The following is a 23,283-nucleotide window of genomic DNA, read 5'->3' as shown; positions in this document are numbered from 1 at the left end:
CGGCGCCAACTTGCGCCACACGTCACCCCCCGGGATGCGGCAGGGGCTAACCCTGTACTTCAGCCTGGAGCAAGCCTTCGTCCAGCCACTGGCGCAGCAGCTGGATCACCGTTGACACAGCCGCCCCCGGGTCGGCCACCAGCGGCGCCGCCGTCTCGCACAGGGCAGCAAAGGTCTGGCCGGCGGCCACGGCGTCAAGCAGCGCAGCCTCCAGCGGCTCCAGCGAACGCCAGCGCGTGTCGAGCCCCTCGCGCCACACGAGCAGGGTGTGCGGATGGGGCGTGGGTTCGGGCAGCTCGGGTTGCGCGTCGCCCGGCTCCCAGGCACGCAGCACGCGCCAGGCGGGCTCGATGGCCCAGGCCAGGCTCACGCGCCGCACGCTGGGGTGCAGGCACAGCCGCAAGTCTGCCCAGGCCTCGGTTGGCAACGCGGCCAGATGCTGAGGGCTCAGCAAGGGCGCATCGAGGGCGTCGAAGGCGTCACGCAGCGCCCAGTCCATGCGGGCGAAGTCGATGAAGCTCGCGTGGCCGACGAGGCCTTCGTCCGCCTCGGCCATGAAGGCCGCAAGCTGGTGGCCGAACCAGCGGATGGACGGGTGGTGGCTGGGGTGGGCGTCGAGGTAGGCGCGGCCCAGGGCCTCAAAGTCCTCGTCGCCCATGGCGCGCGCGAGCACGGTGTAGTTGTCGTTCAAGGCCGCGAGCAGGCGCGCGCTATAGGCATTGCGGTAGACGGCAAGACCTGGCTCCACGGGCGCGGCGAGCACGCCTTGGGGGTCGAGCTGCAGGCGCACGGCATCGGCCAGGCGGCGTTGTTGGTCGGCGAGCTGCATCGTCATGCCGGCACCGTCTCCAACGCCGCACGCGCCACGGCCCGGGCCTGATCCAGCTCGGCCAGCAGCTCGGGCAGCGGCGGGATGTGGTCGTCGCGCTCGATCATGGTGGGCACCGCGCCAAAGCGCCGCACGGCCTCGGCGTAGAGCGCCCAGACCTCGTCACGCACCGGGTGGTCGTGGGTGTCGATGACGATGTCACCCCTGTCCTCGTGGCCGGCAAGGTGGATCTGGCGGACCTGGGCGGCGGGCAGGCGGTCCAGGTAGTCGGAAGCGTCAAAGCCATGATTGCGGCTCGACACGTAGATGTTGTTCACGTCTAGCAAGAGACCGGCTCCCGTGCGGCGCAGCAGCTCGGCCACGAACTCGGCCTCGCTCATCTCATCGGCCGCAAAGCGCACATAGCTGGAGACGTTCTCCAGCACCAGGGGGCGCTGCAGCAGCTCTTGCACCTGCTGCACGCGCGGGGTCAGGTGATCGAGCGACGCCGCCGTGTAGGGCATCGGGAGCAGGTCATGCAGATTCCGATGGTCAACCCCGGTCCAGCAGATGTGATCCGACACCCAGCCCGGCTGCAGCCGGTCGGCCAGCGCCTTCAAGTCGCGCAGGTAGTCGAGGTCCAGCGGCGCGGTGCTGCCGATCGACATCGACACGCCGTGCATCACCAGCGGGTAGTCCGCGCGGATGCGCTCCAGATGCCACAGCGGCTTGCCGCCCGGCACCATGTAGTTCTCGGAAATGATCTCCAGCCAGTCGGGCCGCACCGCAGCGTCCACGCCTGCCTCAAAGGCGGCGTAGTGCTCCACACGCAGGCCGAGGCCAAAGCCTTGGATCTTGGTCATGAGTTGGGGGCGAGCGGATCACAGCAGCACAGCATGCAGCGCGCCGCCGCAGGCGGTCGCGCTACATCCAGCGGCACCCGTGGAACCGGCTTTGCCGGGCCACTGGGTGCGCCCCCTGGGGGGAGGCGCGAAGCGCTTCGGGGGGGTCTTATTTCTCGACCTTGCCACCAGCCTTGGTGCACTCGTCAGCCGACTTCTTGCTGACCCAGCCTTGGCCCTTGCAGCTGTTGTGGCCCTTGCAGTCGCTCTTGGCGGTCTTGCACTCGGAGGTGCCCTTGCAGCTGTTGACGCCAGAGCACTTGACCATGCCGTCAGCGGCGGCGGCGGTGGTGACGCCAGCGGTGGTGGCAAACAGGGCAGCAGCGGCAGCGGCCACGGACAGGCCGGTCTTGAGGGTTGCGTTCATTGAGAGATCTCCAGGAGAGTTTGAGGGTAGGGACACAGGCCGTTCGCTGGCAGGGCCGCATCGGCTTGCCTGCTTGGGTCGGGCCGGGGCCGGAGTCCTTACAGCCCGCGCCCAAAAAGATTCTGAGCACGTGGCCCGGGGGCCTGCTGTTCGTCATGGCATGCTTGCCGGCTGACACCATGCTGCACACCGAGACCCCGAACTCCGAACATCCCGACCTGGACCTGTACGCCACGGCCGAGTTGCTGGATGCGTTTGTCGCCGACCAGCGCCGCGCCGTCGATGCCGTGCAGGCGGCCACCCCCCAACTTGAAGCCGCCGTCGAGGCTGCCCTGCCCCGGTTGCGGGCGGGTGGCCGGCTGCTGTACGCCGGGGCCGGCACCTCGGGCCGGCTGGGGGTGCTGGACAGCGTGGAGCTGCCGCCCACCTTCTCATGGCCGCGCGAGCGGGCGGTGGCGGTGCTGGCGGGCGGGCGGGGCGCGATGTTCGAGGCCGTGGAAGGGGCTGAAGACTCCACCCCGCTGGGCGCCGCCGACATCGCTGCCCTGGAGCCTGGGCCGAACGACGTGCTGATCGGCATCGCCGCGTCTGGATCCACGCCCTATGTGCTCGGTGCCCTGGCCGCCGGTCGCGCGGCCGGCGCGCTGACCATTGGCATCGCCAACAACCCAGGGAGCGAGGTGGCCCTGGAGGCCGAGATCGGCATCGTGCTCGACACCGGGCCCGAGGTCATCTCGGGCAGCACGCGGCTCAAGGCCGGCACGGCGCAGAAGATCGCGCTCAACACCTTGTCGTCGGCGCTGATGGTGCGCCTGCACAAGGTCTACGGCAATTTGATGGTCGACCTCAAGGCCACCAATGCCAAGCTGCGCCGCCGCGCGTTGGCGCTGACGGTGCGCGCCACCGGCGCCAGTGAACCGCAGGCCGCCGAGATGCTGGCGCAGTGTGACCAGCATGTGAAGACGGCGGTCGTGGCGATCCGGCTGGGGGTGTCGGTTGAAGCCGCGCGGGCGAAGCTGGCGGCGAGCGAGGGCAGCGTGCGCGGAGCGCTTGAGTGAGCAAGTCACCCTGGGCTTGGGTGCCCAGCCTCTACTTTGCGCAGGGCATTCCGTATGTGGTCGTGATGACGCTCAGCGTCATCCTCTACAAGAACCTGGGCTTCTCCAACACGGACATCGCGCTCTACACGAGCTGGCTCTACCTGCCCTGGGTCATCAAGCCGCTGTGGTCGCCGCTGGTGGAGCTGTTCGGGCGCAAGCGGCAGTGGGTGGTGTTGCTGCAGTTTGTGCTGGGCGCGGCGCTCGCGTCTGTCGCCCTCACGTTGCCGGGGCCGCAGGCTTTCAAGATGTCGCTCGCGGTGTTCTGGCTGATGGCCTTTGCCTCGGCCTCGCACGACATCGCGGCCGATGGCTTTTATCTGCTGGCCTTGCCGCAAAAGACCCAGGCGGCGTTTGTCGGCGTGCGCTCCACGGCCTACCGGCTCGCCAATATCGGCGGCCAGGGCGGGCTGGTGTGGCTGGCCGGCCATTTGGCCGAGCGCACGGGCAGCATCGTCACGGCCTGGAGCTGGGTGTTTGGCGTGTTGGGCGGCGGCTTTGCGCTGCTGGCGCTGTGGCACCTGTGGGCCCTGCCACGCCCGTTGGCCGACGCTCCGGGGCCAGGGCGGCATGGCGCGGGCTCGCTGGTGCAGGACTTTGTCGGCGTCTTTGCCCGCTTCTTTGCCAAGCCCCGCATCGCGGTGATCCTGGGCTTCTTGCTGCTCTACCGCTTCCCCGAGGCGCAGCTGCTCAAGCTGGCCACGCCCTTCTTGCTGGACCCGCCGAGCGAAGGGGGACTGGGCCTCACGACCCAGCAGGTCGGCATCGCCTATGGCACTGTGGGCCTCACGGCATTGACGCTCGGCGGCTTGCTCGGCGGCTGGGTCATTTCGCGCGTGGGGCTCAAGCGCGCGCTGTGGCCGCTGGTGGCGGCCATGCATGTGCCCAATGTGGTCTTCCTCGTGCTGGCCCTCGTGCACCCGCCAGGCCTGGTGGTGGTGAGCAGCCTGCTGGCGCTGGAGCAGTTTGGCTATGGGCTCGGCTTCACCGCCTACCTGATGGCCATGATCCTGTTCGCCGAAGGCCAGGACAAGACCGCGCACTACGCGATCTGCACCGGTTTTATGGCCCTGGGGATGATGCTGCCCGGCATGTGGAGCGGCGCGCTGCAGGACGCCATCGGCTACGTGCCCTTCTTTGCCTGGGTGCTGCTGGCCACCATCCCGAGCCTCGCGATGACGGCGCTGCTGCGCATCCCTGAAGGGTTTGGGCGGGAGGACGCGGCCTCATGAGGCTCCTCAGTCTCGACATCTTCCGCGGCCTCACCATCGCCGCGATGCTGCTCGTCAACAACCCGGGCGACTGGGGCCATGTCTATGCCCCGCTGCTGCACGCCCACTGGCATGGCTGGACGCCGACGGACTGCATCTTTCCCTTCTTCGTGTTCATCTCCGGCGTGTCCATGCACCTGTCGCTCGCGCGGCGCGCGCAGGCCGGGGCGGACAAAGGCCAATTGCTGGCCACCACGGCACGCCGTGCGCTCTTGATCATTGCCATTGGCGTGCTGCTGAACGGCTTCCCCTTCTACGACCTCGCCACGCTGCGCCTGCCCGGCGTGCTGCAGCGCCTGGGCCTGTGCACGCTGTGTGCGGCGCCGCTGGTGCTGGGGTGCGGCGCGCGCGGGCTGTGGCTCTGGGCGCTGGGCCTGCTGGCCGCCTACGCCGCCGTGCAGTTGGCCCTGCCGGTGCCCGACGCAAGCGGCCTCGTGCACACCGGCGCACTGCAGCCCGGGCAGGACGTGGGCGCCTGGCTGGACCGCGCGCTCTTTGGCACCGCCCACCTCTGGGCCCAGGCCGGCACCTGGGACCCCGAAGGCCTGCTCTCCACCGTACCCGCCGTGGCCAGCCAGCTGCTGGGCGTGCTGGCCGGGCGCGAGCTGACCAGCACCGCCAGCCCACGCCAACGCGCACTGCGCTGGGCGGCAGCGGGCGTGCTGGCCCTGGTACTGAGCCAGCTGCTCGACGCCACGCTCATGCCCATCAACAAATCGCTCTGGACCCCGCCCTTCGTGCTGCTCAGCACCGGCTGGGCGCTGCTGGTGCTGGCGGGCCTGCATGCCTGGGTGGATGCCCCCGCGCACCCTGCGCGCCCGGCGCCGCGCGCACTGCTGCCCTTTGTCGTCTTTGGCATGAACGCCCTCTTCCTCTACATCGTCGCGGGCGTGCTGGCGCGGCTGCTGGAGCTGCTGCCCGTTGGCGGCGGCCAGCACCTGGGCCAGGCGCTCTATGCCCCCATCGTGGCCCTGGGCCTCGCGCCCGAGCTGGCCTCGCTGCTGCATGCGCTGGCCTTTGTGGCCGTGCTGTTTGGCGTGGCGCTCTTCTTGTACCGGCGCCGCTGGTTCGTCAAAGTCTGATCGGCATGCACCGTCGTCGTCATTTGCTCGCCCTCGGCAGCCTGCCCTGGCTAAGCGCCTGCGAAAGCCCCAAGGGCACCGCCCCCGCGCCCGTCGAGACCCTGCCCAATGCAGCGCCCCCAGCCCCGCTGCCATCAGCCGGCCCGGCGCGCCCACCGGGCTCGCCCAGCGCGCCTGCTCGCGAGTGGCGCGCCGCCTGGGTCGCCACCGTCGCCAATATCGACTGGCCCAGCAAGCCCGGGCTCAGCCCCGAGCAACAGCAGGCCGAGATCCGCAGCCTGTGCGACACGGCGGCGCACATCGGCCTCAATGCCCTGCTGCTGCAGGTGCGCACCAGTGCCGACGCCTTCTACGAGTCACGCCTCGAACCCTGGAGCGAGTACCTGACCGGCACCCAAGGCCAGCACCCCGGCTACGACCCGCTGGCCGTGTGGCTGCGCGAGGCCCGCGCGCGCGGGCTGGAGCTGCATGCCTGGATCAACCCCTACCGCGCCCGCCAGAGCAAGGCGCGCGGCCCGGCAGCGGCCCAGCACCTGAGCCGCACGCGGCCCGAGTGGGTCAAGGCCTATGGCGACCAGCTCTGGATCGACCCCGGCGAGCCCGCCGCCGCCGAGCACCTGCTGGCCGTGGTGCGTGACCTGCTCAGCCGCTACGCGGTGGACGGCCTGCACCTGGACGACTACTTCTACCCCTACCCCGTGCCCGCCGGTGGCGCTGCGGCCAACCCCGTCGCCGCCGCGCTCGCGTCAACCGAACCGGCCAAGCCCGCCCCTGAGCTCGACTTCCCCGATGGCCCCAGCTGGCAGGCCTATGTGATGGCCGGCGGCCAGCTCTCGCGCCCCGACTGGCGGCGCGACAACGTCAACCGACTGGTCAAGCGGCTGTACGCACTTGTGAAGGAAGTACGCCAAGGCCAAGCACCGGCCCGCTTCGGCATCAGCCCCTTCGGCCTGCCCAGGCCAGAGAACCGCCCGCCCGGCATCGCCGGCTTCAGCCAGTACGACAAGCTGTATGCCGACGTCGAGCTCTGGCTGCGCGAGGGCTGGATGGACTACCTCGCCCCCCAGCTCTACTGGCCGCGCGCGCAAACGGCCCAGGCCTTCGACGTGCTGCTGCAAACCTGGCAGACGCTGAACCCACGCGGCATCGCCCTGCACCCCGGCCTCTTCACCAGCCGCATCGACAACTCCGCACAGAGCTGGCAGCCCGACGAGATCCTCGGCCAGATCGACAGCATCCGCCGCCTCAGCCCCGGCAGCGGGCACATCCACTTCAGCCTCGTCGCGCTGGCGCAGAACCGCAAGGGCGTGGCCGAGCTGCTGCGGGAGCGGGCCTACAGCCGCTGAACCGAGGGGCTCAGAGCCCCAGCTCGTCCAGCCCCGGGTGGTCGTCAGGCCGGCGGCCGAGCGGCCAGCGGAACAGGCGCGAGGCCTCGGCGATGGGGAGGTCGTTGATGCTGGCGAAGCGGCGGCGCATGAGGCCGGCTTCGGTGAACTCCCAGTTCTCGTTGCCGTAGCTGCGGAACCAGTGGCCGGAGTCATCGTGCCACTCGTAGGCAAAGCGCACGGCGATGCGCGCGCCCTCAAAGGCCCACAGGCCCTTGATGAGGCGGTAGTCCAGCTCGCGCGCCCATTTGCGCTGCAGGAAGCCACGCACCTGCTCGCGCCCCTGCGGGAACTCGGCCCGGTTGCGCCACACCGTGTCCTCGGTGTAGACGCCCACCACGCGGTCGGGGTCGCGCGTGTTCCACGCGTCCTCGGCCATGCGCACCTTGAGGCGCGCAGTCTCTTCGGTGAAAGGCGGGAGCGGTGGGCGGGCTTGCATGGCCAGCTCAGTAAGTCTTGTACGGAAGGAACTTGCCACTCATCACGATGTTGACGCGGTCGCCGGCGGCATTGGGCTCGCGCTTCAAGTCCATCTTGAAGTCGATGGCGCTCATGATCCCGTCGCCGAATTCTTCGTGGATCAGTTCCTTGAAGGTGGTGCCGTAGACGCTGACCAGCTCGTAGAAGCGGTAGATCAGCGGGTCGGTCGGGACGCTGGTGGGCAGGCTGCCCTTGTAGGGGACGACCATCAGCCACTTCTTCTCGTCGGCACTGAGGCCGAAGATCTTGCCGATGGTGTCGGCCTGCTTCTTGTCCAGCGTCATCTGCCCGAGGCAGGCGGCCGTGACCCACTCCTTGCTGAGGCCGACCTTGGCGGCCACGTCGGCCCACTTGATGCCTTTGGCCACCTTGGTGGCGATGATTTTTTCGGTGACGTCGAGACGGGACAGTTCGCTCATGGTGTGGGCTCCTCGTTGAGTGCGGCGGGTTGGGTGGGGGTGACGCCGGGGTCGTTGAGACCGGGGCAGACTTCAGGCGGCACGCTGGGCGCGCGGCCGTGGGAGAGGTCCTTGGACCGGGCGACCAGGAAGTCGACCAGGTGGTTGCGGATGGGGTAGTACTGCGGGTCGTGGTGCAGCGTGGCGCGGGTGCGGCTGCGCGGCATGGTGTTGCGCACGATCTCGGCCACGCGGGCACGGGGCCCATTGCTCATGAGCAGGATGCGGTCGGCCAGCAGGATGGCTTCGTCCACGTCGTGCGTGATCATGAAAACGGTCTGGCGCGTCTCGGCGCAGATGCGCAGCAGCTCGTCCTGGATGCTGCCGCGCGTCAGCGCATCCAGCGCGCCAAAGGGCTCGTCCAGCAGCAGCATGCGCGGCTGGATGGCAAAGGCCCGCGCGATGCCGACGCGCTGCTTCATGCCACCCGAGAGCTGGCTGGGTTTCTTGTCGATGGCGGGGCTCAAGCCCACCAGGCCCACGTACTGCTCGACGTGAAGATTGACCTGCGCCTTGTTCCACTCGGGCCACTTGCTGCGCACCGCGAACGCGATGTTCTGGCGCACGGTGAGCCAGGGCATCAGCGCATGGCCCTGGAAGACCACGCCACGGTTGAGGCTGGGGCCGGCCACCTCGCGGCGGTCCATGAAGACATAGCCCTCGCTCGCCTGCTCCAGGCCCGCCAGCACGTTGAGGATGGTGGTCTTGCCGCAGCCACTGTGGCCAATGATGCAGACGAACTCGCCCTCGGTCAGCCCGAAGTTGACGCCCTCGAACACCGGCTCAGCGTTGCCGGGGTAGGACTTGGCGAGGCCCTGGACTTGAAGGAACTCAGTCTGCATAGGTCACCGCCTTTTGCAGCTGGGCAAACATCGCGTCGAGCAGCATGCCGACCACACCGATGGTCAGGATCGCGAAGATCACATTCGGCAGGCTGAGGTTGTTCCACTCGTTCCAGACGAAGTAGCCGATGCCCGTGCCGCCCACCAGCATCTCGGCCGCCACGATGACAAGCCAGGCAATGCCCATGCTGATGCGCATGCCGGTGAGGATGGTGGGCGCCGCGGCGGGCAGGATCACCTCGAAGGCGCGGCGCAGCGGCCCCACCTCCAGGGTGCGCGCCACGTTCAGCCACTCGCGCCGCACACCGGCCACGCCAAAGGCCGTGTTGATGAGCATGGGCCAGACCGAGCAGATGAAGATCACGAAGATGCCGCTGATGCCGCTGTCCTTGATGGTGTAGAGCGCGAGCGGCATCCAGGCCAGCGGCGAGATGGGCTTGAGGACCTGGATGAAGGGGTCGAGCGCGCGGTAGACCAGGGGGCTCATGCCGATCAGGAAGCCGAGCGGAATCGCCACCACGGCGGCGATCAGATAGCCCAGGCCGACGCGGCCCAGCGAGTAGCCGAGCTGCAGGCCGATGCCCTTGTCATTGGGGCCGTTGTCATAGAAGGGGTGGGCCAGCTGCGCGGCAATGGCCTTGCCCATTTGCGCCAAGGTCGGGAAGCCGGACTTGGCCGGCGCAGCGGCGGCGCCGGCGGTTGGGTCTTTGCCCATCAGCTTGGCGTACTCAATCTGCTCGGGCGTGAGCTGCACCGCAGGCGCGGCGGCCGGCGTGCTCGTCATGGTGGCGACGTGCCAGATGCCGAGCAGGACGAGCAGGATCAACAGCGACAGCAGGGCCGCCTTGGCGCGGAGCGAGGTCAGCATGTCAGGAGATCTTGCTGACCTTGAAGCTCTTGGCGTAGTCGTCCGCCTTGGCGGGGTCGAAGACCTTGCCCATGATGGTGAACTTCGGGTACGCGCCCTCAGGCACCGGCATGCCGAGCTGCTTCATGGTCTTCTTGGCATCGGTCAGCAGGAAGACCTGCTCAGCCATCTGCTTGTAGTTGACCTCGCCCTTGATGTAGCCCCAGCGCTTGAGCTGAGTCAGGATCCACACGGCCATGCTCTGCCAGGGGATGGGGTCGAAGTCGGCGCGGTCGGGCACCACCTTCACATTGCCGAGGCCATCGGCGAACTTGCCGGTCAGCACCTGCTGCAGCACGATCTCGGGCTGGTTCAGGTACTGCGCGGGCGAGATGACCTTGGCAATCAGCTCGCGGTTCTCGGGCTTGCGGGCCATGGCCGCAGCGGTGAGCACCGAGCGATAGAGCGCGGCAAAGGTGTTGGGGTTCTGCTTGATGAACTCGGTGCTGGTGCCAAAGGCGCAGCAGGGGTGGCCGTTCCAAAGCTCTTTCGTGAGCAGGTGGATGAAGCCGATTTCCTCGTACACCGCGCGCTGGTTGAAGGGGTCGGGGCCGAGGTAGCCGTCGATGTTGCCGGCGCGCAGGTTGGCCACCATCTCGGGCGGCGGCACCACGCGGATCTGGATGTCGGTGTCGGGGTTGAGGCCTGCCTCCGCCACGTAGTAGCGCAGCAGCATGTTGTGCATGCTGAACTCAAACGGCACCGCAAACTTGAAGCCCTTCCAGTCCTTGGGGTCGCGCTTGTCCTTGTGCTTGTTGGCCAGGGTGATGGCCTGGCCATTGGTGTTCTGGATGGTGGCCACATTCATGGGCACCGGGTTGCTCCCGAGCCCCATCGAGATGGCCAGCGGCATCGGCGACAGGAAGTGCGTGGCGTCGTACTCCTTGTTGATCATCTTGTCGCGGATCAACGCCCATCCTGCGGTCTTCACGACCTCGACGCTCAAGCCCTCGTTGCGATAGAAGCCCAGCGGGTGGGCCATGATCAAGGGCGTCGCGCAGGTGATGGGGATGAAGCCAATCTTGAGATCCTTCTTCTCAAGCGCCGCCGGCTTGGTCTGCGCCATGGCCTGCAGACTGGTCAAGGCACCGGCCGGCAGCACGCTGGCAATCGCGGCCATCGCCGTCTTGCGGCCCACGGCGCGCAGGAAGTTGCGGCGCAGTGCGTCCTGCGGGATCAGCGCCTTGACGAGCGAGGCCTCGATGAATTCGTTGGAGTAGGACTGGAAGTCCTCGGTCTCGCTGCGCCGGCGCAGCTCGGCGACGGCCGTCTCTGCGTTGTGTTCAGCCTCAGTCGCATGCGCGCCGCAACGGCAGCCCATGCGAAGTGGGCGGTCAGCGTCGTAGGGGTCGAAGTAGGTGCTCATTGCGGCGTCTCTCCATGCAACCGGGAAGGGGTTGCATGGAGTCTCTGCCGCAGCCTCAGCGCGCGCTATCGATCGCGCGTGGCTCTTGCTGTAGGGCTGGAACTACACGGCAACGGGCGCGCGTCAAATCGGCGAAGCCAGCCGATTGGCTTCCGATTCGAACCATTCGAGGAACTGGAAAATGGCTCCCAGTACATCTGCGACGGGGAGAGTGGCCGACAACCCATGCTCCTCGGAGAAAGCGCGGTTCAGTATGAGTACCTCTCCATTCGACCGGCACAGGATGAAGGACTTTCCGTCGTCGTCGAACTGTTCACCCCAATTCGTCAGGAAGTTGTAGTCGCCCCAGGTCTGCTCATCAGCCCTGCACTGCTCAAGCGTTCGGTCGTCCGGCTGCGGCTCGTCGCCTCGATAGCCATACAGCAGTCCGTCGAAGTGATTCCACAAATCCTGGTCCGAGAGTCCATCCAGCTCTACATGCCAAAGATTCGGCAGCCTGCCGGCCAGTCGCTTAAACCCCAGGTACGACTCATAGAGTGCGCAGTGGGGCTCGGAGAAATCTCCAATGCTTTCGCCTGCGCACCAGACCCGCATCCGACCCCAAACGGCGGAAGGAGCGCTCAGCCCCGGCTCGGTCATCACTTCGATGCCAAATCCTTGCTTGGCCCCGAACAGCCGTCCATGCTGGTTGCCGCCTGCGGTGGACTCGCGGTGCGTCACGCCACCCCCAACACCAACTGCTGCCCGCACGCCTTCACATACTTGCGCAAAGTCGCCACCAAGGGCGAGCGCTTGCCGGTGGCCAGGGCACGCTCCAGGCGGGTCACGGCGGGGGCTTGGGTGCCCATGCGCTCGGCAACCTGGGCCTGGGTCAGCCCCGCCTCCTGATGGGCCTTGAGCAAGGCGTCGAGCAGCGCGGACTCCTCACGCTCGATGCGCTCCACTTCGGCGCGCACGCCGGACCGCGCCATGAGCTTCTTGACGATGTGATCATGGCTTCGCATGTTTGACTTCCTTCAAGCGTGAATCGGCAATGTCCAGCTCGCGCAGCGGGGTCTTCTGGGTCTTCTTGACGAAGCTATGACGCAAAAGCAGCCGTCAGCCACCCGCCTTGGTGATCTGCACCCGCAACTCGCCGCAGCCCGCAAAGACGTGGCGCGACTGCTGGCCGATGCGGATGTCGTGCACGCCCGTGAGCATGCCGGTGGAGATGACGTCGCCGGCGCGCAGCGCGGCGCCTTGCTGGGCGCGCTTGTTGAGCGTGAAGGCCAAGGCACCCAGGGGGCCGGGCTTGATGTGGGCGGTGCCGGTGCCCACCGATTGCCCGTCGATGAAGGTCTCGACGTCAATCGTCTGGACCTCGCGCCAGTTCGGGATCTCGGCGCCGACGACCACGCCCCAGTTGTTGCCGAAGTCGGAGATCACGGCGCCGGGGCCGAGGTCGTTGAGGGTGGCGAGCGGGCTGCTGGCCACCTCGACGCCGATGTGCATGGAACGCACGAAGGGGATCACGTCGTCGGCCGTCCAGTCGGTCTTGCCGGCCGGCGTGTCCTGCGCGACCACGATGACGATCTCGGCCTCCACAGCCGCGAAGCCGCCCTCAAACACCGGGCACTGGGCCATGGCGCCGGCCACCGGGCGGTGGATGTTGGCCGCAAAGGCGGGGCCGATGAGGCGCTCGTCGGGGTACTGGGCGGCAAAGGGGCCGGGCACGCGCGCCACCTTCCAGCCGGCCACGGCGTCGGGCCAGCGGGCAATGGCGGCAGCCTGCACGGCATAGGCCTCGGCCAAGGTAGCGGGCGCGGTGTTGGGCGGGTTGCTGGGGTAGTGGCTGATGGAGCGGCCGGCGGCGCGCGCGGCGGTGAAGGCGGTGGCGATGTGTTCAGACATGGAGACGGCAGTCACTGCGGGTCCTTGTGCGCCCGAATCTTTGGGAAGGGGCGCGTGGGTCTTTCGGGTGCGGTGCGTAGTGCGGTGCGTTTGGGGGGGTGAAGGGTGCGGCGCGTAGGGCAGTGCGGGCGAGATTTTCCGCGACACCCCGAATCAGCACTTGCAAGGCCGACGAACTGAGCATATGCTGTGTATACACATTATGCACAGCAAGCTTCTCATCGCTCAGGCCGACCCGCGGCCCATGTACCTGCAGATCGTCGAACAGATCCGGCAGCGCGTGGCCACGGGCGACTGGCCGCCGGGCACCGAGCTGCCGTCGATCCGGACGCTGGCCGCCGACCTGCGGGTGAGCGTGATCACCGTCAAGCGCGCCTACCTGGACCTGGAGACCGAGGGCGTGATCGTGACGCGGCACGGCCGGGGCTCCTGCGTGGCGGACGCGCAAGACCGCGCCCAGGCCACGCAGCTGGCCGAGCTGGACACCCACCTGGCCGCCGCCGGCCGCATTGCCGCCACCCTGGGGCTGACCGACGAGGCCCTGATGGACCGACTGCACAAAACCCTGCACCCCGAGGAGGGCGAGGCATGAGCACCACTGCAACAGCCTTCGAGATGAAAAGCGTGAGCAAGGCCTTCCGCTTCTTCTCGCTGGAGGACATCTCGCTCACGCTGGAACCCGGCCAGGTGATGGGCCTTGTGGGCCCCAATGGCGCGGGCAAGAGCACCAGCATCCGCTTGCTGATGGGCCTGCTGACGCCGGATGCCGGCGAGATCCGGCTGCTCGGCAAGGCCATGCCGCAGCAGCAGCCCGCCGCCAAGGCCGATGTGGGCTTTGTCAGCGACGACATGCGGCTCCTCCAGCACGCGACGCTGCAGTGGCACATGGACTTCATGGCCAACATCTACCCAGGCTGGGACGCGGCCTATGCGGCGCTGCTGCTCAAGCGCTTTGGCCTCAAGGCCGCGCAGCCGGTCAAGGGCCTCTCGACCGGCGAGCAGGCCAAGGCCCTGCTGCTGCTGGCGCTGGCACGCCGGCCGCGCCTGCTGGTGCTGGACGAACCGACCTCGGGCCTCGACCCCGTGGCCCGCCACGAGCTGCTGACCGAGTTCATGGACGTGCTGCGCGACGACGCGCGCAGCATCCTCTTCTCATCGCACAACACCGTGGATGTGGAGCGCATCAGCGACCGGCTGTGCTTCATCGACCGCGGCCGTGTGGTGGCCAACGACGACACCGGCGCTTTCCTCGAGCGCTGGCGGCGCGTGCAACTGCGCCTGCCAGCCGACGCGCCTGCCTGGACCCAGCCCGAGATCGTCCACTGTGAGCGCGATGGCAGCCTGGCCACGCTGACGGTGGACGGCTTCAGCGACGACTGGCTGGCCCGCCTCGCCGCGCCCGTGCAGGCTGTGCAGCGCATGAGCCTGGAGGAGATCTTTGTCGCCACCGTGATGCACAGCCGCGAGGGCCGCCCGTCATGAACGCACTCACCCGCCAACTCGTGGCTCGCGAGTTCCACCAACACCGCGCCATGCTGCTGGTGGCCACCCTGGTGGGCCTCGGGAGCCTGGTCGTCGCGGCCGGCGGCCCGGTCGCCTTCAACGTCGGCTTCCTGGTCTGGCTCACGGCGCTGATCGCCCTCGGCGTGCTGCTGGCCATGTTCGGCATCACCGGCGAGCGCAAGGAGCGCGCCTTGCTCTTCGTGCTCAGTCTGCCGATCTCGCCGGCCGGCTATGTGCGCGCCAAGCTGCTCGGCCTGCTGCTGTGCTTCCTGGGGCCCTGGGCCCTGCTGAGCAGCGGCGCGCTGGCCCTGGTGCTGCTGGCCCCGGGCATCGCCGACGGCCTGCTGCCCTATGGCGTGTTGCTCTGCGTCTACCTGCTGCTGAACTTCACGCTGGTGCTCTGTGCCACCTTCCACGTCCGCTCCGAGGGCGCGATGGGTGGCGTGATCATCGTCACCAATATGGGGGTGTCGCTCTTCATGATGGGCGCCACCCAATTGCCGGGCCTCAGCGCCCACATGGCGGCCTCCGCGCCGGTCTGGAACGAAACGTTCTGGCTGGCCCTGGCCCTTGAACTGGGCGCAACGGCGCTCGCCCTCAGCCTGCCCCTGCTCGTCGCGGCACGCCGACGCGACCTCCAGGGCCTGTGAAGGCTACGGCAATGGGTCGCGTTGTGACCAAAGCAATCGCAAGCAAGGCGCAAACCGCAAGTCGGGGTGGACCCCGACGAGGATTTGCAACGCCGCATGCGGCCGCTTTGGTCGCAACCCTCCGGGAAGGCCCGAGGCAGGGGGCCACTCTGCGTTGCGTCTCTTGCCCGCACGTCAGTGCGGGCGGCGAGCCGCGCCTTGATTGGCCCCCTGCCTCGGGCCTTCGCGACCCATTGCCGTAGCCTTCACAGGCCCCTTAGAAGGAAATTCCATGTCACCCCACCCCAACGGCGAGAGGCTTCACGCCCTCGACGCAGTGCGGAGCTTTGCCCTTTTACTGGGCGTGGCCTTCCACGCGATGCTGTCCTTCATCCCCGGCATGCCGCCCGGCATGTGGGCGATGAACGATGTCTCGACCAGCCCCTTGCTGGCCGACGCGAGCTTCGTCGCGCACAGCTTCCGCATGCTGCTGTTCTTCTTCATCGCGGGCTTCTTTGCCCGGCAGCTGCACCAGCGCCTCGGCACGCGGGCGTTCTGGGTCAACCGGCTCAAGCGCATCGCCGTCCCGTTGGTGGTGGGCTGGCTGCTGCTCTTCCCGCTGATCGGCTTTGTCTGGTACCTCGGGATGCAGAAGGTCTTCAACGGCGCACCGCCGGCTGCGCCGGCCATGCCCGCTCAGGCCGGCGCCTTCCCGCTGGCGCATCTGTGGTTCCTGTACCAGCTGCTGTGGCTCTATGCCGTCGTCCTCTTGGTGCGCGGCGCCGTGGCGGGGCTGGACCGGCGCGAGACGCTGCGCGGCTGGGCCGACCGTGCCACCACCTTTGTGCTGCGCTGGCCCGCCGGCGCGCTGATGCTGGGCTGGCCGCTGGCGGCCGTGCTGCTGGGCCTGCCGATGTGGCTGCCCGTGGGCGGCATCCCCACGCCCGACCAGTCCCTGCTGCCGCAGCTGCCGGCCACCGTGGGCTATGGCACGGCCTTCGCCTTTGGCTGGCTGGTGCAGCGGGCGCCGGGTGCGCTCAGTGCGCTGCGCCAGCGTTGGCTGCCGCATCTGCTGCTGGCCCTGGCGTCGACGGCGGTGTGCCTCTACATCAACAAGACGCAGCCCGTCTTCGGCATGCCTGAGCCGGCCAAGCAGATCTTTGCGCTGGCCTTCGTGGCCTCGGCCTGGGCCTGGAGCTTTGCGATCACTGGCGCCGCGCTGCGCTACCTGACGCGCGAGAACGCCGCCATCCGCTACGTGGCCGATGCGTCCTACTGGATCTACCTCGTGCACCTGCCGCTGGTGGCAGCGCTGCAGGTCTGGGTCGGCCACTGGCCGCTGCACTGGGGCTTGAAGTACGCGCTGGTCGTCTCCACCGCCCTCTTTGTGCTGCTGCTCAGCTACGAGCTGCTGGTGCGCCACACGGCGGTGGGCCGCGTGCTCAATGGCAAGGCCTACCCGCGCCGTGGCAAGGCGGCCAGCGTGCCGGCCGAGGTGCCTGCCGCTGAGACTGATGACGTGGTTGCCCAGCTGCACGCTGTCTCCAAGCGCTATGGCCAGCTCGAAGCGCTGAGCCGTGTGGACTTGGAGTTGCGGCGCGGCGAGCTGCTCGCGCTGCTGGGCCCCAACGGCGCGGGCAAGTCCACGGCCATCTCGCTGTGGCTGGGCCTCAATGACGCCGACACCGGCGTGGTGCGGCTGCTGGGCGGCGCGCCGCAAGACATCCTGCGCCGCCAGGGCCTCGGGGTGATGATGCAGAACGTCGAGCTGCCCAAGGACTTGAAGGTGCACGAGCTGGTGGCCCTGAGCGCCAGCTACTACCCAGCTCCTTTGAGCCTGCGCGAGACCCTGGCACGCTGCGGCATCGAGGCCCTGGCCGAGCGCCCTTACGGCAAGCTCTCGGGCGGTCAAAAGCGCCAGGTGCAGTTCGCGATGGCCATCTGCGGCCAGCCCAAGGTGCTGTTCCTCGACGAGCCCACCGTGGGCCTCGACCTGCAAGCCCGCGAGGCCATGTGGGCGCACATCCGCGCGCTGCTGGCCGAGGGCTGCTCCATCCTGCTCACCACGCATTACCTGGAGGAAGCCGAAGCCCTGGCCACCCGCGTGGCCGTGCTGGCCCAAGGCCGCGTGATCGCCTCGGGCAGCGTCGATGAGATGCGCGCCCTGGTCTCGCGCCGGCACATCCGCTGCGAGTCGCAACTGCCCGCCGACACCTTGCGCCACTGGCCCGGCGTCGTCGAGGTCAGCACCGAGCCCGGCCGCCACGCGCCCCAGCTGAGCATCGTCGCCACCGACGCCGAAGCCGTGGTGCGCGACCTGCTCGCCGCCGACCCCCAGCTCAGGCAGCTCGAAGTCCGCCAGGCTGGGCTGAACGAAGCCTTCCACCAACTGACAAGCGAACGCCGGGCCGCCCCAAGTTCGCTTGACCCCCTCGGGGGGCGGGCTGGGAGCAGCCCAGCCCCGGGGGCAACTATTCGTGAGGCCGCATGAACACCCTGACTCACTCCCTGCCGCTCGCCACAACCCCCTTCAGCCGCAGCGTCGCGCCCTACTTGCTGGAGCTGCGCCTGGAGCTGCTGCGCCTGCTGCGCACACCGGCCTTTGCGCTGCCGATGTTCCTGCTGCCCCTGGGCACCTATTTGCTGTTCGCCTTCGCGGTGGCCGGCGAGGCGGTGGCCAAGGACCCCGACACCGGCCGCTTCATGTTTGCCGGCTTCTCGCTGATGGCCGTCACCATGGCCGCGCTCTTTGCCACCTGCCCCAACCTGGCCATGGAGCGTGAGCAAGGCCTGCTCACGCTCAAGCGTGCCCAGCCCGCGCCAGCTGGCGCCTGGATCGCGGCCAAGATCGGCGCGGGCGTGGCTTGCGGGGCCATTGCCTACCTGCCCATCCTGGTGCTGGCGGCCGTCACCGGCCAGGCGCATCTGAGCCCCACGCAGCTGGCAGCCATGAGCGCGGTGTTCATCGTCGGCACCCTGCCCTTCTGTGCGCTGGGCGTGATGATGGGCGCGCTCACCAGCGGCTCGGCCGCGCCGGGTTTTGCCAACCTGGTCTACCTGCCAGGGCTGTACCTGTCGGGCACCTTCTTCCCGCTGCCGGCCTCCATGCACTTCCAGACCGTGTTCTGGCCGCACTTCCACCTCAACCAGTTGGCCTTTGCCGCCGCCGACGTGGCCAAGTTCCGCTGGATCTCGCCGCAGATGGCGCTTGGGGTGCTGCTGGGCTTCACGCTGCTATGCAGCCTGGTGGCCTACTACAGGCTCAAACGCCGTGGCTGAGCGGCACGGCGCCGTGAACCGCCGGTCGGCGCTCAGAGGCTTGGCTGCCCTGGGCACCAGCGCGGTGACGGGATGCGCACACGTGGAGCCGCTCCCGCCCACGTTGCCTGGCGTCCTGTCGGCATCGCTGGGCGACGACTTCGACGGCCTGATCGCCTACGTGGATGTGAGCGATCGTCCTCCCGCGCTGCACGCGGCCGGGTTCAAGGACCGTCGGACTCAAGTGCCCAGCGATCCCCAGGCGCTCTTCAAGATCGCCAGCATCAGCAAGCTCTACGTGGCCGCTGCGGCCGCCCAGTTGGCAGCCGAGGGCGCTCTGGACTTGGGCCGGCCGCTGGCCACCTACCTCCCGCAGGCTGCGCAAGGACTCGCCAACGCGGATCGAATCACGGCCACCCAGCTCCTGACCCACCGCAGCGGGCTCTACAACTTCACGGATGCCAGCAACTACCACTGGTTCGACCCGCCACAGGACCTCGAAGGCCACTTGAGCTGTGTGCGTGGCCGGCCCGCGCTGTTCGAGCCCGGTGCCGCCTATCGCTACTCCAACACCAACTACCTGCTGGTGGGCGCCATCCTGGACAGCGTGCTCTCAGAGCCTCACCAGGCCTACATCGAGCGCACCCTGCTGAGGCCGCAGGGCCTGCACGCCACGCATGGGCCGCTAGGGCCGGTCGACCCAGACCGGCTCGTGAGCGCCTACCACCCGGCTCACGCGGGTGACCTGAAGGCCGTGCGCTACACGGCGCCTGGCGGCTCTCTGGTGGCAACGGCGCAGGATGTGGGCATCTTCACGCGGGCGCTACGCGAAGGCCGGATCCTGTCTACCCGAGCACAGCGCATCTACGCCTCGCACTATGTCTTTGACCACACAGGCCTGCTCCCGGGCTATCACAGCATCGTCCGGCACCATGCGGCACTCGACGCCGTGATCGTGCTGCTGGCCAACAGCAGCAACGCGCCCGGCTGGGGTGCCATCGAAGCCGCCGAGACCCGTGTGCTCAGGTGGGCGCGGCGCTAGGAACGTGGGCTCAAGCGCCTGGCGCCGGCACCGCCCCCTCGCCACGCCGGATGGCATAGAGCGCCAGCTCGACGTCGTTGCGCGTGCCGGTTTTCTCCAGGATGCGGGCGCGGTAGGTGCTGACGGTGTTGGACGAGAGGCTGAGCTGCTGGGCGATCTCGCCCACGCTGCGGCCGGCGGCGAGCTGCTGGAAGACCTGGAACTCGCGCTGCGAGAGCAGCTCGTGCAGGGGCTTGCCGTCGTCGTCGGCACTGCCGCCCAGGGCATTGGCCAGCAGCTCGGCCACGGCGGGCGTGATGAAGCGCTGACCACCAGCAGCGCGGCGCACGGCGGTGGTGATCTGCTCGGAGTCGGCGCTCTTGTTGAGGTAGCCCGCCGCGCCAAGCTTGAGGCTGCGCACCGCGTACTGGCGGTCGGGGTAGGTGGAGAGCATCAGCACCGGCAGGCGCGGCCATTCGTCGCGCAGCTGGCGCAGCACATCGAGGCCGTCTCGGCCCGGCAGGGCGATGTCGAGCAGCAGCACGTCGATGCCGCCCTGGCGCAGGCGCTGCACGGCGGCGGGGCCGTCGGCGGCCTCGGCGCAGACCTCAATGTCGCCGGCCTCCAGCAGCAGCTGGCGCAGGCCCTGGCGGACGATGACGTGGTCGTCGCAGATCAGGACCTTGATCAAGAGGCACCCCCGAGCGGCATCACCAGCCGCACCCGCATGCCCTGCCCCGGCGCGGTCTCGATGCTGACGCGGCCGCCAAAGGGCGCGGCGCGTTCGTGCATGCCCATCACGCCATAGCTGCGCGGGGCGCTGAGCTGGTCGGGGCGGGCGCCGATGCCGTCGTCGCGCACCTCCAGGTAGAGCGTGGGTTCGGGCGGGTCATCCACGGCGATGCGGATCCACACATGCTGGGCACGCGCATGCCGCGCCACGTTGGACAGGATCTCCTGAAAGATGCGGAACACCGCGATGGCGAGACCGCCCTGCGGCGGCACCACGCCGGCAGCCACATGCACCTGGAGGTCGGCGGCCAGCTCGGTGGTCTCGATGAACTCTTGCGCCTGCCACTCCAGCGCGGCCCACAGGCCCTGGTGGTCGAGGATGCTGGGGCGCAGGTCGGTGATGATGCGGCCGAGGTTGTCCACCGCCGTGTCGATGGTGCGGCCCATGGCCTGGAGCTTGCCGTGCAGGGTCTCGTCGGCCGGCAGGCGCCGCGCGAGCCAGCCGGTGTCGAGCTTGAGGGCGACGAGCAAGGACCCCAGCTCGTCATGGATCTCGCGGGCGATGCGCGTGCGCTCGGCCTCGCGCACACCCTCCAGGTGCTGGGCCAGGTCGCGCAAGCGGGTGAGGGCGTCGTTCAGCTCGCCGGTGCGGGCGGCCACCCGGGCTTCGAGCACATCGTTGGCGCGGCGCAGCAGGGTCTCGCCGCGCTTGCGCTCACCGATGTCCACAAAGCTGACCACCGCGCCCACCACGCGGCCCTGCTCCAGCAGCGGGTGGCTGGCGTACTCGGCCTGGAAGGGCGTGCCGTCGGCGCGCCACAGCACCTCGTCGTCGATGCGGCAGGGCTGCCCGAGGCGGAAGGCCTTGAAGATCGGGCAGTCGCATTCGGGGTAGTGCTGCCCATCGGCATGGGTGTGGTGCACCAGGTCATGCATGTTCCGGCCGAGCACCGTCTCGGTGCGGTGACCGAGCAATTGCAGTGCGGCCGGGTTCACAAAGGTGCAGCGGCCATCCAGGTCAATGCCAAATATGCCCTCGCCAATGCTGGCAAGCATCAGGGAGTGGGCATCGGCGGCGTCGAGCGGCATGGACAGTAGGGCCTGTTAACGCGACGGGAATGGGTCGCGAAGGCCCGCCACAAGGGGCCAATCAAGGCGCGGCTCGCCGCCCGCACTCGCGTGCGGGCCAGAGGTGCAACGCCGAGTGGCCCCTTGTGGCGGGCCTTCCCGGAGGGTTGTGACCAAAGCAGCCGCATGCGGCGTTGCAAATCCTCGTCGGGGGGCCACCCCGACTTGCGGTTTGCGCCTTGCCTGCGGCTGCTTTGGTCACAACGCGACCCATTCCCGTCGCGTTAACAGGCCCTAGTCGCAAGCCCCATGCCGGGGCGTACCTACAGCTTGGCGAAGCGCGGCTGCTCGCGGCCGTCCACCATCACGGTCTCGATGAACATGGCATGCGGCCGCACCCACCAGCCACTGTCGTTGTAGAGCGGGCGGTAGACCACTTGGGGCTCCAGGGTCTCGCTGTGGCGGGCCACGGCCAGCACTTCGTACTCGCCGCCCTTGTAGTGGCGATAGCGGCCGGGGGCGAGGGTGGGGAGCGGGGGCAGGTCTTGGTTCATGCGCGGTATTGGACGACAGACAGCTTCAGCCCCTGGATTTCCGCCACCAGGGCTCCTAGCATCGCTAGCCGGCAAAGATTCAGGAGGACGACGTGGAAGCGATCTACAGCTTGAAGGTCCGTACCCGCTTGATCGGAGCGTTCGGGTTTGTGCTGCTGCTGTTGCTGGCGGTGGCCGGCATGGGCGTGCGCAACCTGGGCCAGACCTTCGATCGCCTGGCCAGCGTCTACAACGACAACCTGGTGCCACTGCACGAGCTGTCCGATGTGACGCGGCTGACCAACCGCAATCGCATCCTGGTGATGGACATGCTGCTCATCCCCAGCGCCGACAACATCGCCAGCCGCGATGCCGAGATGGGCAAGAACGCGGACACCATCGACAAACTCTGGAAGTCATACAAGGCTTCGCAACTGACGGCGAAGGAGCAGCAGCTGGTGCCCGTGTTCGAGGCGGCGCTCCGTGCCTACCGCGTTGAGGGCCTGACCCCCGCCCGCGAGGCCCTGCGAGCGGGCGACGTGGACAAGGCCGCCAAGCTCTACAAGGAGGCCATCAGCGCGAAGCTGGCCAGGCCGCTGACCGAAACGCTGAACCAGTTGACCGAGATCCAGGTCCAGGCTGGCAACGACCAATACGCGCTGGCCGAGCAGATGAACCGCTCGACCCGCTGGATGCTGATCGGCCTGACGGCCGTGGCCTTCGTGGTGGGCGCGCTGCTGGCGCTGCGCATCGCGAGCAGCGTCACCCATCCCATCGACCAGGCCGTGGACCTGGCGCAGCGCGTGGCCGACGGCGACCTCTCGGCACGCCAGCTGCGCACACGCGGCGACGAGCTGGGCCAGCTGCTCGCGAACCTGGGCGAGATGCAGCACAGCCTGCACCAGGTGGTGAGCCAGGTGCGCGGCAGCGCGGACAACGTGGCCAATGGCAGCGCCGAAATCGCCCACGCCAACAACGACCTCAGTGCCCGCACCGAGCAGCAGGCCTCGGCGCTGGAGGAGACGGCCTCGTCCATGGAGGAGCTGGGCTCCACCGTGCGCCACAACGCTGACTCGGCCCAGCAGGCCAATCAGCTGGCGCAGGCTGCGTCCACCGTGGCCGTGCGCGGCGGCGAGCAGGTGGGCGAGGTGGTCAGCACCATGGGCGAGATCCAGGACGCCAGCCGCAAGATCGCCGACATCATTGGCGTCATCGATGGCATCGCCTTCCAGACCAACATCCTGGCGCTGAACGCCGCCGTCGAGGCTGCCCGCGCCGGCGACCAGGGGCGGGGCTTTGCGGTGGTGGCGGGTGAGGTGCGCACGCTGGCCAGCCGCTCGGCCGAGGCGGCGCGCGAGATCAAGGCCCTGATCGCCTCCAGCGTGGAGCGCGTGGAACGTGGCACCGCCGTGGTGGACCAGGCCCGCACCACCATGGCCGAGGTGGTGGACAGCATCCGCCGCGTGACCGACCTGATGGGCGAGATCTCCAGCGCCAGCAAGGAGCAGTCCATGGGCGTGGCCCAGGTGGGCGAGGCCATCACCGCCATGGACAAGACCACCCAGCAGAACTCCGCCCTCGTCGAGGAAATGGCCGCCGCCGCCACCAGCCTCAAGCAGCAGGCCGACGGCCTGGTGGGCGCGGTGGCGAGGTTCCGGCTCGGCACCCAGTGATCGGCTGACAA

26 protein-coding genes are annotated in these 23,283 nt (G+C 68.5%); 11 read left to right on the top strand and 15 right to left on the bottom strand.

The genetic code is table 11. From position 1 onward, the window contains the following. Nucleotides 1–46: 46 nt before the first annotated feature. The 3 genes from ABDJ85_RS04380 to bufA2 form a co-directional block, all read right to left on the bottom strand. Complete coding sequence (locus tag ABDJ85_RS04380) at nucleotides 47–835, bottom strand: HvfC/BufC N-terminal domain-containing protein (RefSeq protein WP_347703515.1); 789 nt, start codon at nucleotides 833–835, stop codon at nucleotides 47–49. Continuing rightward, complete coding sequence (bufB, locus tag ABDJ85_RS04375; RefSeq protein WP_347703514.1) at nucleotides 832–1,671, bottom strand: MNIO family bufferin maturase; 840 nt, start codon at nucleotides 1,669–1,671, stop codon at nucleotides 832–834. Before bufB ends, ABDJ85_RS04380 begins: the two co-directional genes overlap by 4 nt. A 148-nt stretch (nucleotides 1,672–1,819) precedes the next feature. Further along, nucleotides 1,820–2,077 (bottom strand): BufA2 family periplasmic bufferin-type metallophore, encoded by a 258-nt coding sequence (bufA2, locus tag ABDJ85_RS04370; protein WP_347703513.1) that lies wholly within the window; start codon nucleotides 2,075–2,077, stop codon nucleotides 1,820–1,822. A gap of 179 nt (nucleotides 2,078–2,256) precedes the next feature. Between bufA2 and murQ the strand changes: the two genes are divergently transcribed. Genes murQ through ABDJ85_RS04350 form a run of 4 tightly spaced genes read left to right on the top strand, consistent with a single transcriptional unit; the run spans nucleotide 2,257 to nucleotide 6,873 of the window. Further along, complete coding sequence (gene murQ, locus ABDJ85_RS04365; RefSeq protein ID WP_347703512.1) at nucleotides 2,257–3,135, top strand: N-acetylmuramic acid 6-phosphate etherase; 879 nt, start codon at nucleotides 2,257–2,259, stop codon at nucleotides 3,133–3,135. Then, nucleotides 3,132–4,406 carry an MFS transporter gene (locus ABDJ85_RS04360; RefSeq protein ID WP_347703511.1) on the top strand — a complete coding sequence of 425 codons (1,275 nt, stop codon included), beginning with the start codon at nucleotides 3,132–3,134 and terminating at the stop codon, nucleotides 4,404–4,406. The genes murQ and ABDJ85_RS04360 overlap by 4 nt, the downstream gene beginning before the upstream one ends. Continuing rightward, complete coding sequence (locus ABDJ85_RS04355) at nucleotides 4,403–5,527, top strand: acyltransferase family protein (protein ID WP_347703510.1); 1,125 nt, start codon at nucleotides 4,403–4,405, stop codon at nucleotides 5,525–5,527. Before ABDJ85_RS04360 ends, ABDJ85_RS04355 begins: the two co-directional genes overlap by 4 nt. Before the next feature lie 5 nt (nucleotides 5,528–5,532). Continuing rightward, complete coding sequence (locus ABDJ85_RS04350) at nucleotides 5,533–6,873, top strand: glycoside hydrolase family 10-like protein (RefSeq protein WP_347703509.1); 1,341 nt, start codon at nucleotides 5,533–5,535, stop codon at nucleotides 6,871–6,873. Nucleotides 6,874–6,883: 10 nt separating this feature from the next. Here the strand turns inward: ABDJ85_RS04350 and ABDJ85_RS04345 are convergent, their stop codons facing one another. The 9 genes from ABDJ85_RS04345 to ABDJ85_RS04305 form a co-directional block, all read right to left on the bottom strand. After that, entirely contained in the window at nucleotides 6,884–7,351 is a 468-nt protein-coding gene (locus tag ABDJ85_RS04345; RefSeq protein ID WP_347703508.1) for a nuclear transport factor 2 family protein, read from the bottom strand. Nucleotides 7,352–7,358: 7 nt separating this feature from the next. Then, on the bottom strand, nucleotides 7,359–7,802 hold the full coding sequence (gene cynS, locus ABDJ85_RS04340) for a cyanase (protein WP_347703826.1): 444 nt from the start codon (nucleotides 7,800–7,802) through the stop codon (nucleotides 7,359–7,361). Between the two features lie 5 nt (nucleotides 7,803–7,807). Beyond that, on the bottom strand, nucleotides 7,808–8,692 hold the full coding sequence (locus tag ABDJ85_RS04335) for an ABC transporter ATP-binding protein (RefSeq protein WP_347703507.1): 885 nt from the start codon (nucleotides 8,690–8,692) through the stop codon (nucleotides 7,808–7,810). After that, the gene (gene ntrB, locus ABDJ85_RS04330; protein WP_347703506.1) at nucleotides 8,682–9,560 is read right to left on the bottom strand and encodes a nitrate ABC transporter permease; all 879 of its coding nucleotides are present in this window, start codon (nucleotides 9,558–9,560) and stop codon (nucleotides 8,682–8,684) included. Before ntrB ends, ABDJ85_RS04335 begins: the two co-directional genes overlap by 11 nt. 1 nt (nucleotide 9,561) lies before the next feature. Continuing rightward, entirely contained in the window at nucleotides 9,562–10,965 is a 1,404-nt protein-coding gene (locus ABDJ85_RS04325) for a CmpA/NrtA family ABC transporter substrate-binding protein (RefSeq protein ID WP_347703505.1), read from the bottom strand. Between the two features lie 123 nt (nucleotides 10,966–11,088). Further along, complete coding sequence (locus tag ABDJ85_RS04320; RefSeq protein ID WP_347703504.1) at nucleotides 11,089–11,685, bottom strand: Imm42 family immunity protein; 597 nt, start codon at nucleotides 11,683–11,685, stop codon at nucleotides 11,089–11,091. Further along, entirely contained in the window at nucleotides 11,682–11,969 is a 288-nt protein-coding gene (locus ABDJ85_RS04315; protein ID WP_347703503.1) for a helix-turn-helix domain-containing protein, read from the bottom strand. The genes ABDJ85_RS04320 and ABDJ85_RS04315 overlap by 4 nt, the downstream gene beginning before the upstream one ends. Next, nucleotides 11,956–12,054: a type II toxin-antitoxin system RelE/ParE family toxin gene (locus ABDJ85_RS04310; protein ID WP_347703502.1), complete on the bottom strand. Its 99-nt coding sequence runs from the start codon at nucleotides 12,052–12,054 to the stop codon at nucleotides 11,956–11,958. Before ABDJ85_RS04310 ends, ABDJ85_RS04315 begins: the two co-directional genes overlap by 14 nt. A gap of 9 nt (nucleotides 12,055–12,063) precedes the next feature. Next, nucleotides 12,064–12,855 (bottom strand): 2-keto-4-pentenoate hydratase, encoded by a 792-nt coding sequence (locus tag ABDJ85_RS04305; RefSeq protein WP_347703501.1) that lies wholly within the window; start codon nucleotides 12,853–12,855, stop codon nucleotides 12,064–12,066. 202 nt (nucleotides 12,856–13,057) lie between these two features. Between ABDJ85_RS04305 and ABDJ85_RS04300 the strand changes: the two genes are divergently transcribed. From ABDJ85_RS04300 to ABDJ85_RS04275, 6 genes are all read left to right on the top strand, one after another. Then, on the top strand, nucleotides 13,058–13,447 hold the full coding sequence (locus ABDJ85_RS04300; RefSeq protein WP_347703500.1) for a GntR family transcriptional regulator: 390 nt from the start codon (nucleotides 13,058–13,060) through the stop codon (nucleotides 13,445–13,447). Continuing rightward, nucleotides 13,444–14,337 carry an ABC transporter ATP-binding protein gene (locus tag ABDJ85_RS04295; RefSeq protein WP_347703499.1) on the top strand — a complete coding sequence of 298 codons (894 nt, stop codon included), beginning with the start codon at nucleotides 13,444–13,446 and terminating at the stop codon, nucleotides 14,335–14,337. The genes ABDJ85_RS04300 and ABDJ85_RS04295 overlap by 4 nt, the downstream gene beginning before the upstream one ends. Then, nucleotides 14,334–15,008, top strand: coding sequence for a hypothetical protein (locus ABDJ85_RS04290; RefSeq protein WP_347703498.1), 675 nt, complete (start codon nucleotides 14,334–14,336; stop codon nucleotides 15,006–15,008). The genes ABDJ85_RS04295 and ABDJ85_RS04290 overlap by 4 nt, the downstream gene beginning before the upstream one ends. A 271-nt stretch (nucleotides 15,009–15,279) precedes the next feature. Beyond that, complete coding sequence (locus tag ABDJ85_RS04285) at nucleotides 15,280–17,478, top strand: acyltransferase family protein (RefSeq protein ID WP_347703497.1); 2,199 nt, start codon at nucleotides 15,280–15,282, stop codon at nucleotides 17,476–17,478. Next, entirely contained in the window at nucleotides 17,475–18,266 is a 792-nt protein-coding gene (locus tag ABDJ85_RS04280; RefSeq protein ID WP_347703496.1) for an ABC transporter permease, read from the top strand. Before ABDJ85_RS04285 ends, ABDJ85_RS04280 begins: the two co-directional genes overlap by 4 nt. A gap of 82 nt (nucleotides 18,267–18,348) precedes the next feature. Beyond that, nucleotides 18,349–19,287: a serine hydrolase domain-containing protein gene (locus tag ABDJ85_RS04275; protein WP_347703495.1), complete on the top strand. Its 939-nt coding sequence runs from the start codon at nucleotides 18,349–18,351 to the stop codon at nucleotides 19,285–19,287. Between the two features lie 10 nt (nucleotides 19,288–19,297). Here the strand turns inward: ABDJ85_RS04275 and ABDJ85_RS04270 are convergent, their stop codons facing one another. The 3 genes from ABDJ85_RS04270 to ABDJ85_RS04260 all read right to left on the bottom strand — a co-directional run bounded on the left by ABDJ85_RS04270 (nucleotide 19,298) and on the right by ABDJ85_RS04260 (nucleotide 21,620). After that, nucleotides 19,298–19,957 (bottom strand): response regulator, encoded by a 660-nt coding sequence (locus ABDJ85_RS04270; protein WP_347703494.1) that lies wholly within the window; start codon nucleotides 19,955–19,957, stop codon nucleotides 19,298–19,300. Further along, nucleotides 19,954–21,087 (bottom strand): sensor histidine kinase, encoded by a 1,134-nt coding sequence (locus ABDJ85_RS04265; RefSeq protein WP_347703493.1) that lies wholly within the window; start codon nucleotides 21,085–21,087, stop codon nucleotides 19,954–19,956. The genes ABDJ85_RS04270 and ABDJ85_RS04265 overlap by 4 nt, the downstream gene beginning before the upstream one ends. Nucleotides 21,088–21,389: 302 nt before the next feature. Next, nucleotides 21,390–21,620 carry a DUF1653 domain-containing protein gene (locus tag ABDJ85_RS04260; protein WP_347703492.1) on the bottom strand — a complete coding sequence of 77 codons (231 nt, stop codon included), beginning with the start codon at nucleotides 21,618–21,620 and terminating at the stop codon, nucleotides 21,390–21,392. Between the two features lie 92 nt (nucleotides 21,621–21,712). Between ABDJ85_RS04260 and ABDJ85_RS04255 the strand changes: the two genes are divergently transcribed. Beyond that, nucleotides 21,713–23,272: a methyl-accepting chemotaxis protein gene (locus ABDJ85_RS04255; RefSeq protein WP_347703491.1), complete on the top strand. Its 1,560-nt coding sequence runs from the start codon at nucleotides 21,713–21,715 to the stop codon at nucleotides 23,270–23,272. Nucleotides 23,273–23,283: the final 11 nt, after the last annotated feature.

Source organism: Roseateles paludis, from assembly GCF_039872745.1.
In the GTDB taxonomy this organism is placed as follows: domain Bacteria; phylum Pseudomonadota; class Gammaproteobacteria; order Burkholderiales; family Burkholderiaceae_C; genus Pelomonas; species Pelomonas paludis.
Note: the sequence above shows the minus strand (reverse complement) of the source record. Positions and strands in the feature narration are given on the sequence as shown.

Bases quoted from the DNA above. Each gene is read 5' to 3' on its own strand.
- ABDJ85_RS04380 (WP_347703515.1), bottom strand. From the start codon at position 835: ATGACGATGCAGCTCGCCGACCAACAACGCCGCCTGGCCGATGCCGTG.
- ABDJ85_RS04260 (WP_347703492.1), bottom strand. From the start codon at position 21,620: ATGAACCAAGACCTGCCCCCGCTCCCCACCCTCGCCCCCGGCCGCTAT.
- ABDJ85_RS04295 (WP_347703499.1), top strand. From the start codon at position 13,444: ATGAGCACCACTGCAACAGCCTTCGAGATGAAAAGCGTGAGCAAGGCC.
- ABDJ85_RS04345 (WP_347703508.1), bottom strand. From the start codon at position 7,351: ATGCAAGCCCGCCCACCGCTCCCGCCTTTCACCGAAGAGACTGCGCGC.
- bufB (WP_347703514.1), bottom strand. From the start codon at position 1,671: ATGACCAAGATCCAAGGCTTTGGCCTCGGCCTGCGTGTGGAGCACTAC.
- ABDJ85_RS04350 (WP_347703509.1), top strand. From the start codon at position 5,533: ATGCACCGTCGTCGTCATTTGCTCGCCCTCGGCAGCCTGCCCTGGCTA.
- ABDJ85_RS04355 (WP_347703510.1), top strand. From the start codon at position 4,403: ATGAGGCTCCTCAGTCTCGACATCTTCCGCGGCCTCACCATCGCCGCG.
- ntrB (WP_347703506.1), bottom strand. From the start codon at position 9,560: ATGCTGACCTCGCTCCGCGCCAAGGCGGCCCTGCTGTCGCTGTTGATC.
- ABDJ85_RS04315 (WP_347703503.1), bottom strand. From the start codon at position 11,969: ATGCGAAGCCATGATCACATCGTCAAGAAGCTCATGGCGCGGTCCGGC.
- ABDJ85_RS04335 (WP_347703507.1), bottom strand. From the start codon at position 8,692: ATGCAGACTGAGTTCCTTCAAGTCCAGGGCCTCGCCAAGTCCTACCCC.
- bufA2 (WP_347703513.1), bottom strand. From the start codon at position 2,077: ATGAACGCAACCCTCAAGACCGGCCTGTCCGTGGCCGCTGCCGCTGCT.
- ABDJ85_RS04300 (WP_347703500.1), top strand. From the start codon at position 13,058: ATGCACAGCAAGCTTCTCATCGCTCAGGCCGACCCGCGGCCCATGTAC.
- murQ (WP_347703512.1), top strand. From the start codon at position 2,257: ATGCTGCACACCGAGACCCCGAACTCCGAACATCCCGACCTGGACCTG.
- ABDJ85_RS04280 (WP_347703496.1), top strand. From the start codon at position 17,475: ATGAACACCCTGACTCACTCCCTGCCGCTCGCCACAACCCCCTTCAGC.
- ABDJ85_RS04265 (WP_347703493.1), bottom strand. From the start codon at position 21,087: ATGCCGCTCGACGCCGCCGATGCCCACTCCCTGATGCTTGCCAGCATT.
- ABDJ85_RS04285 (WP_347703497.1), top strand. From the start codon at position 15,280: ATGTCACCCCACCCCAACGGCGAGAGGCTTCACGCCCTCGACGCAGTG.
- ABDJ85_RS04305 (WP_347703501.1), bottom strand. From the start codon at position 12,855: ATGTCTGAACACATCGCCACCGCCTTCACCGCCGCGCGCGCCGCCGGC.
- ABDJ85_RS04325 (WP_347703505.1), bottom strand. From the start codon at position 10,965: ATGAGCACCTACTTCGACCCCTACGACGCTGACCGCCCACTTCGCATG.
- ABDJ85_RS04290 (WP_347703498.1), top strand. From the start codon at position 14,334: ATGAACGCACTCACCCGCCAACTCGTGGCTCGCGAGTTCCACCAACAC.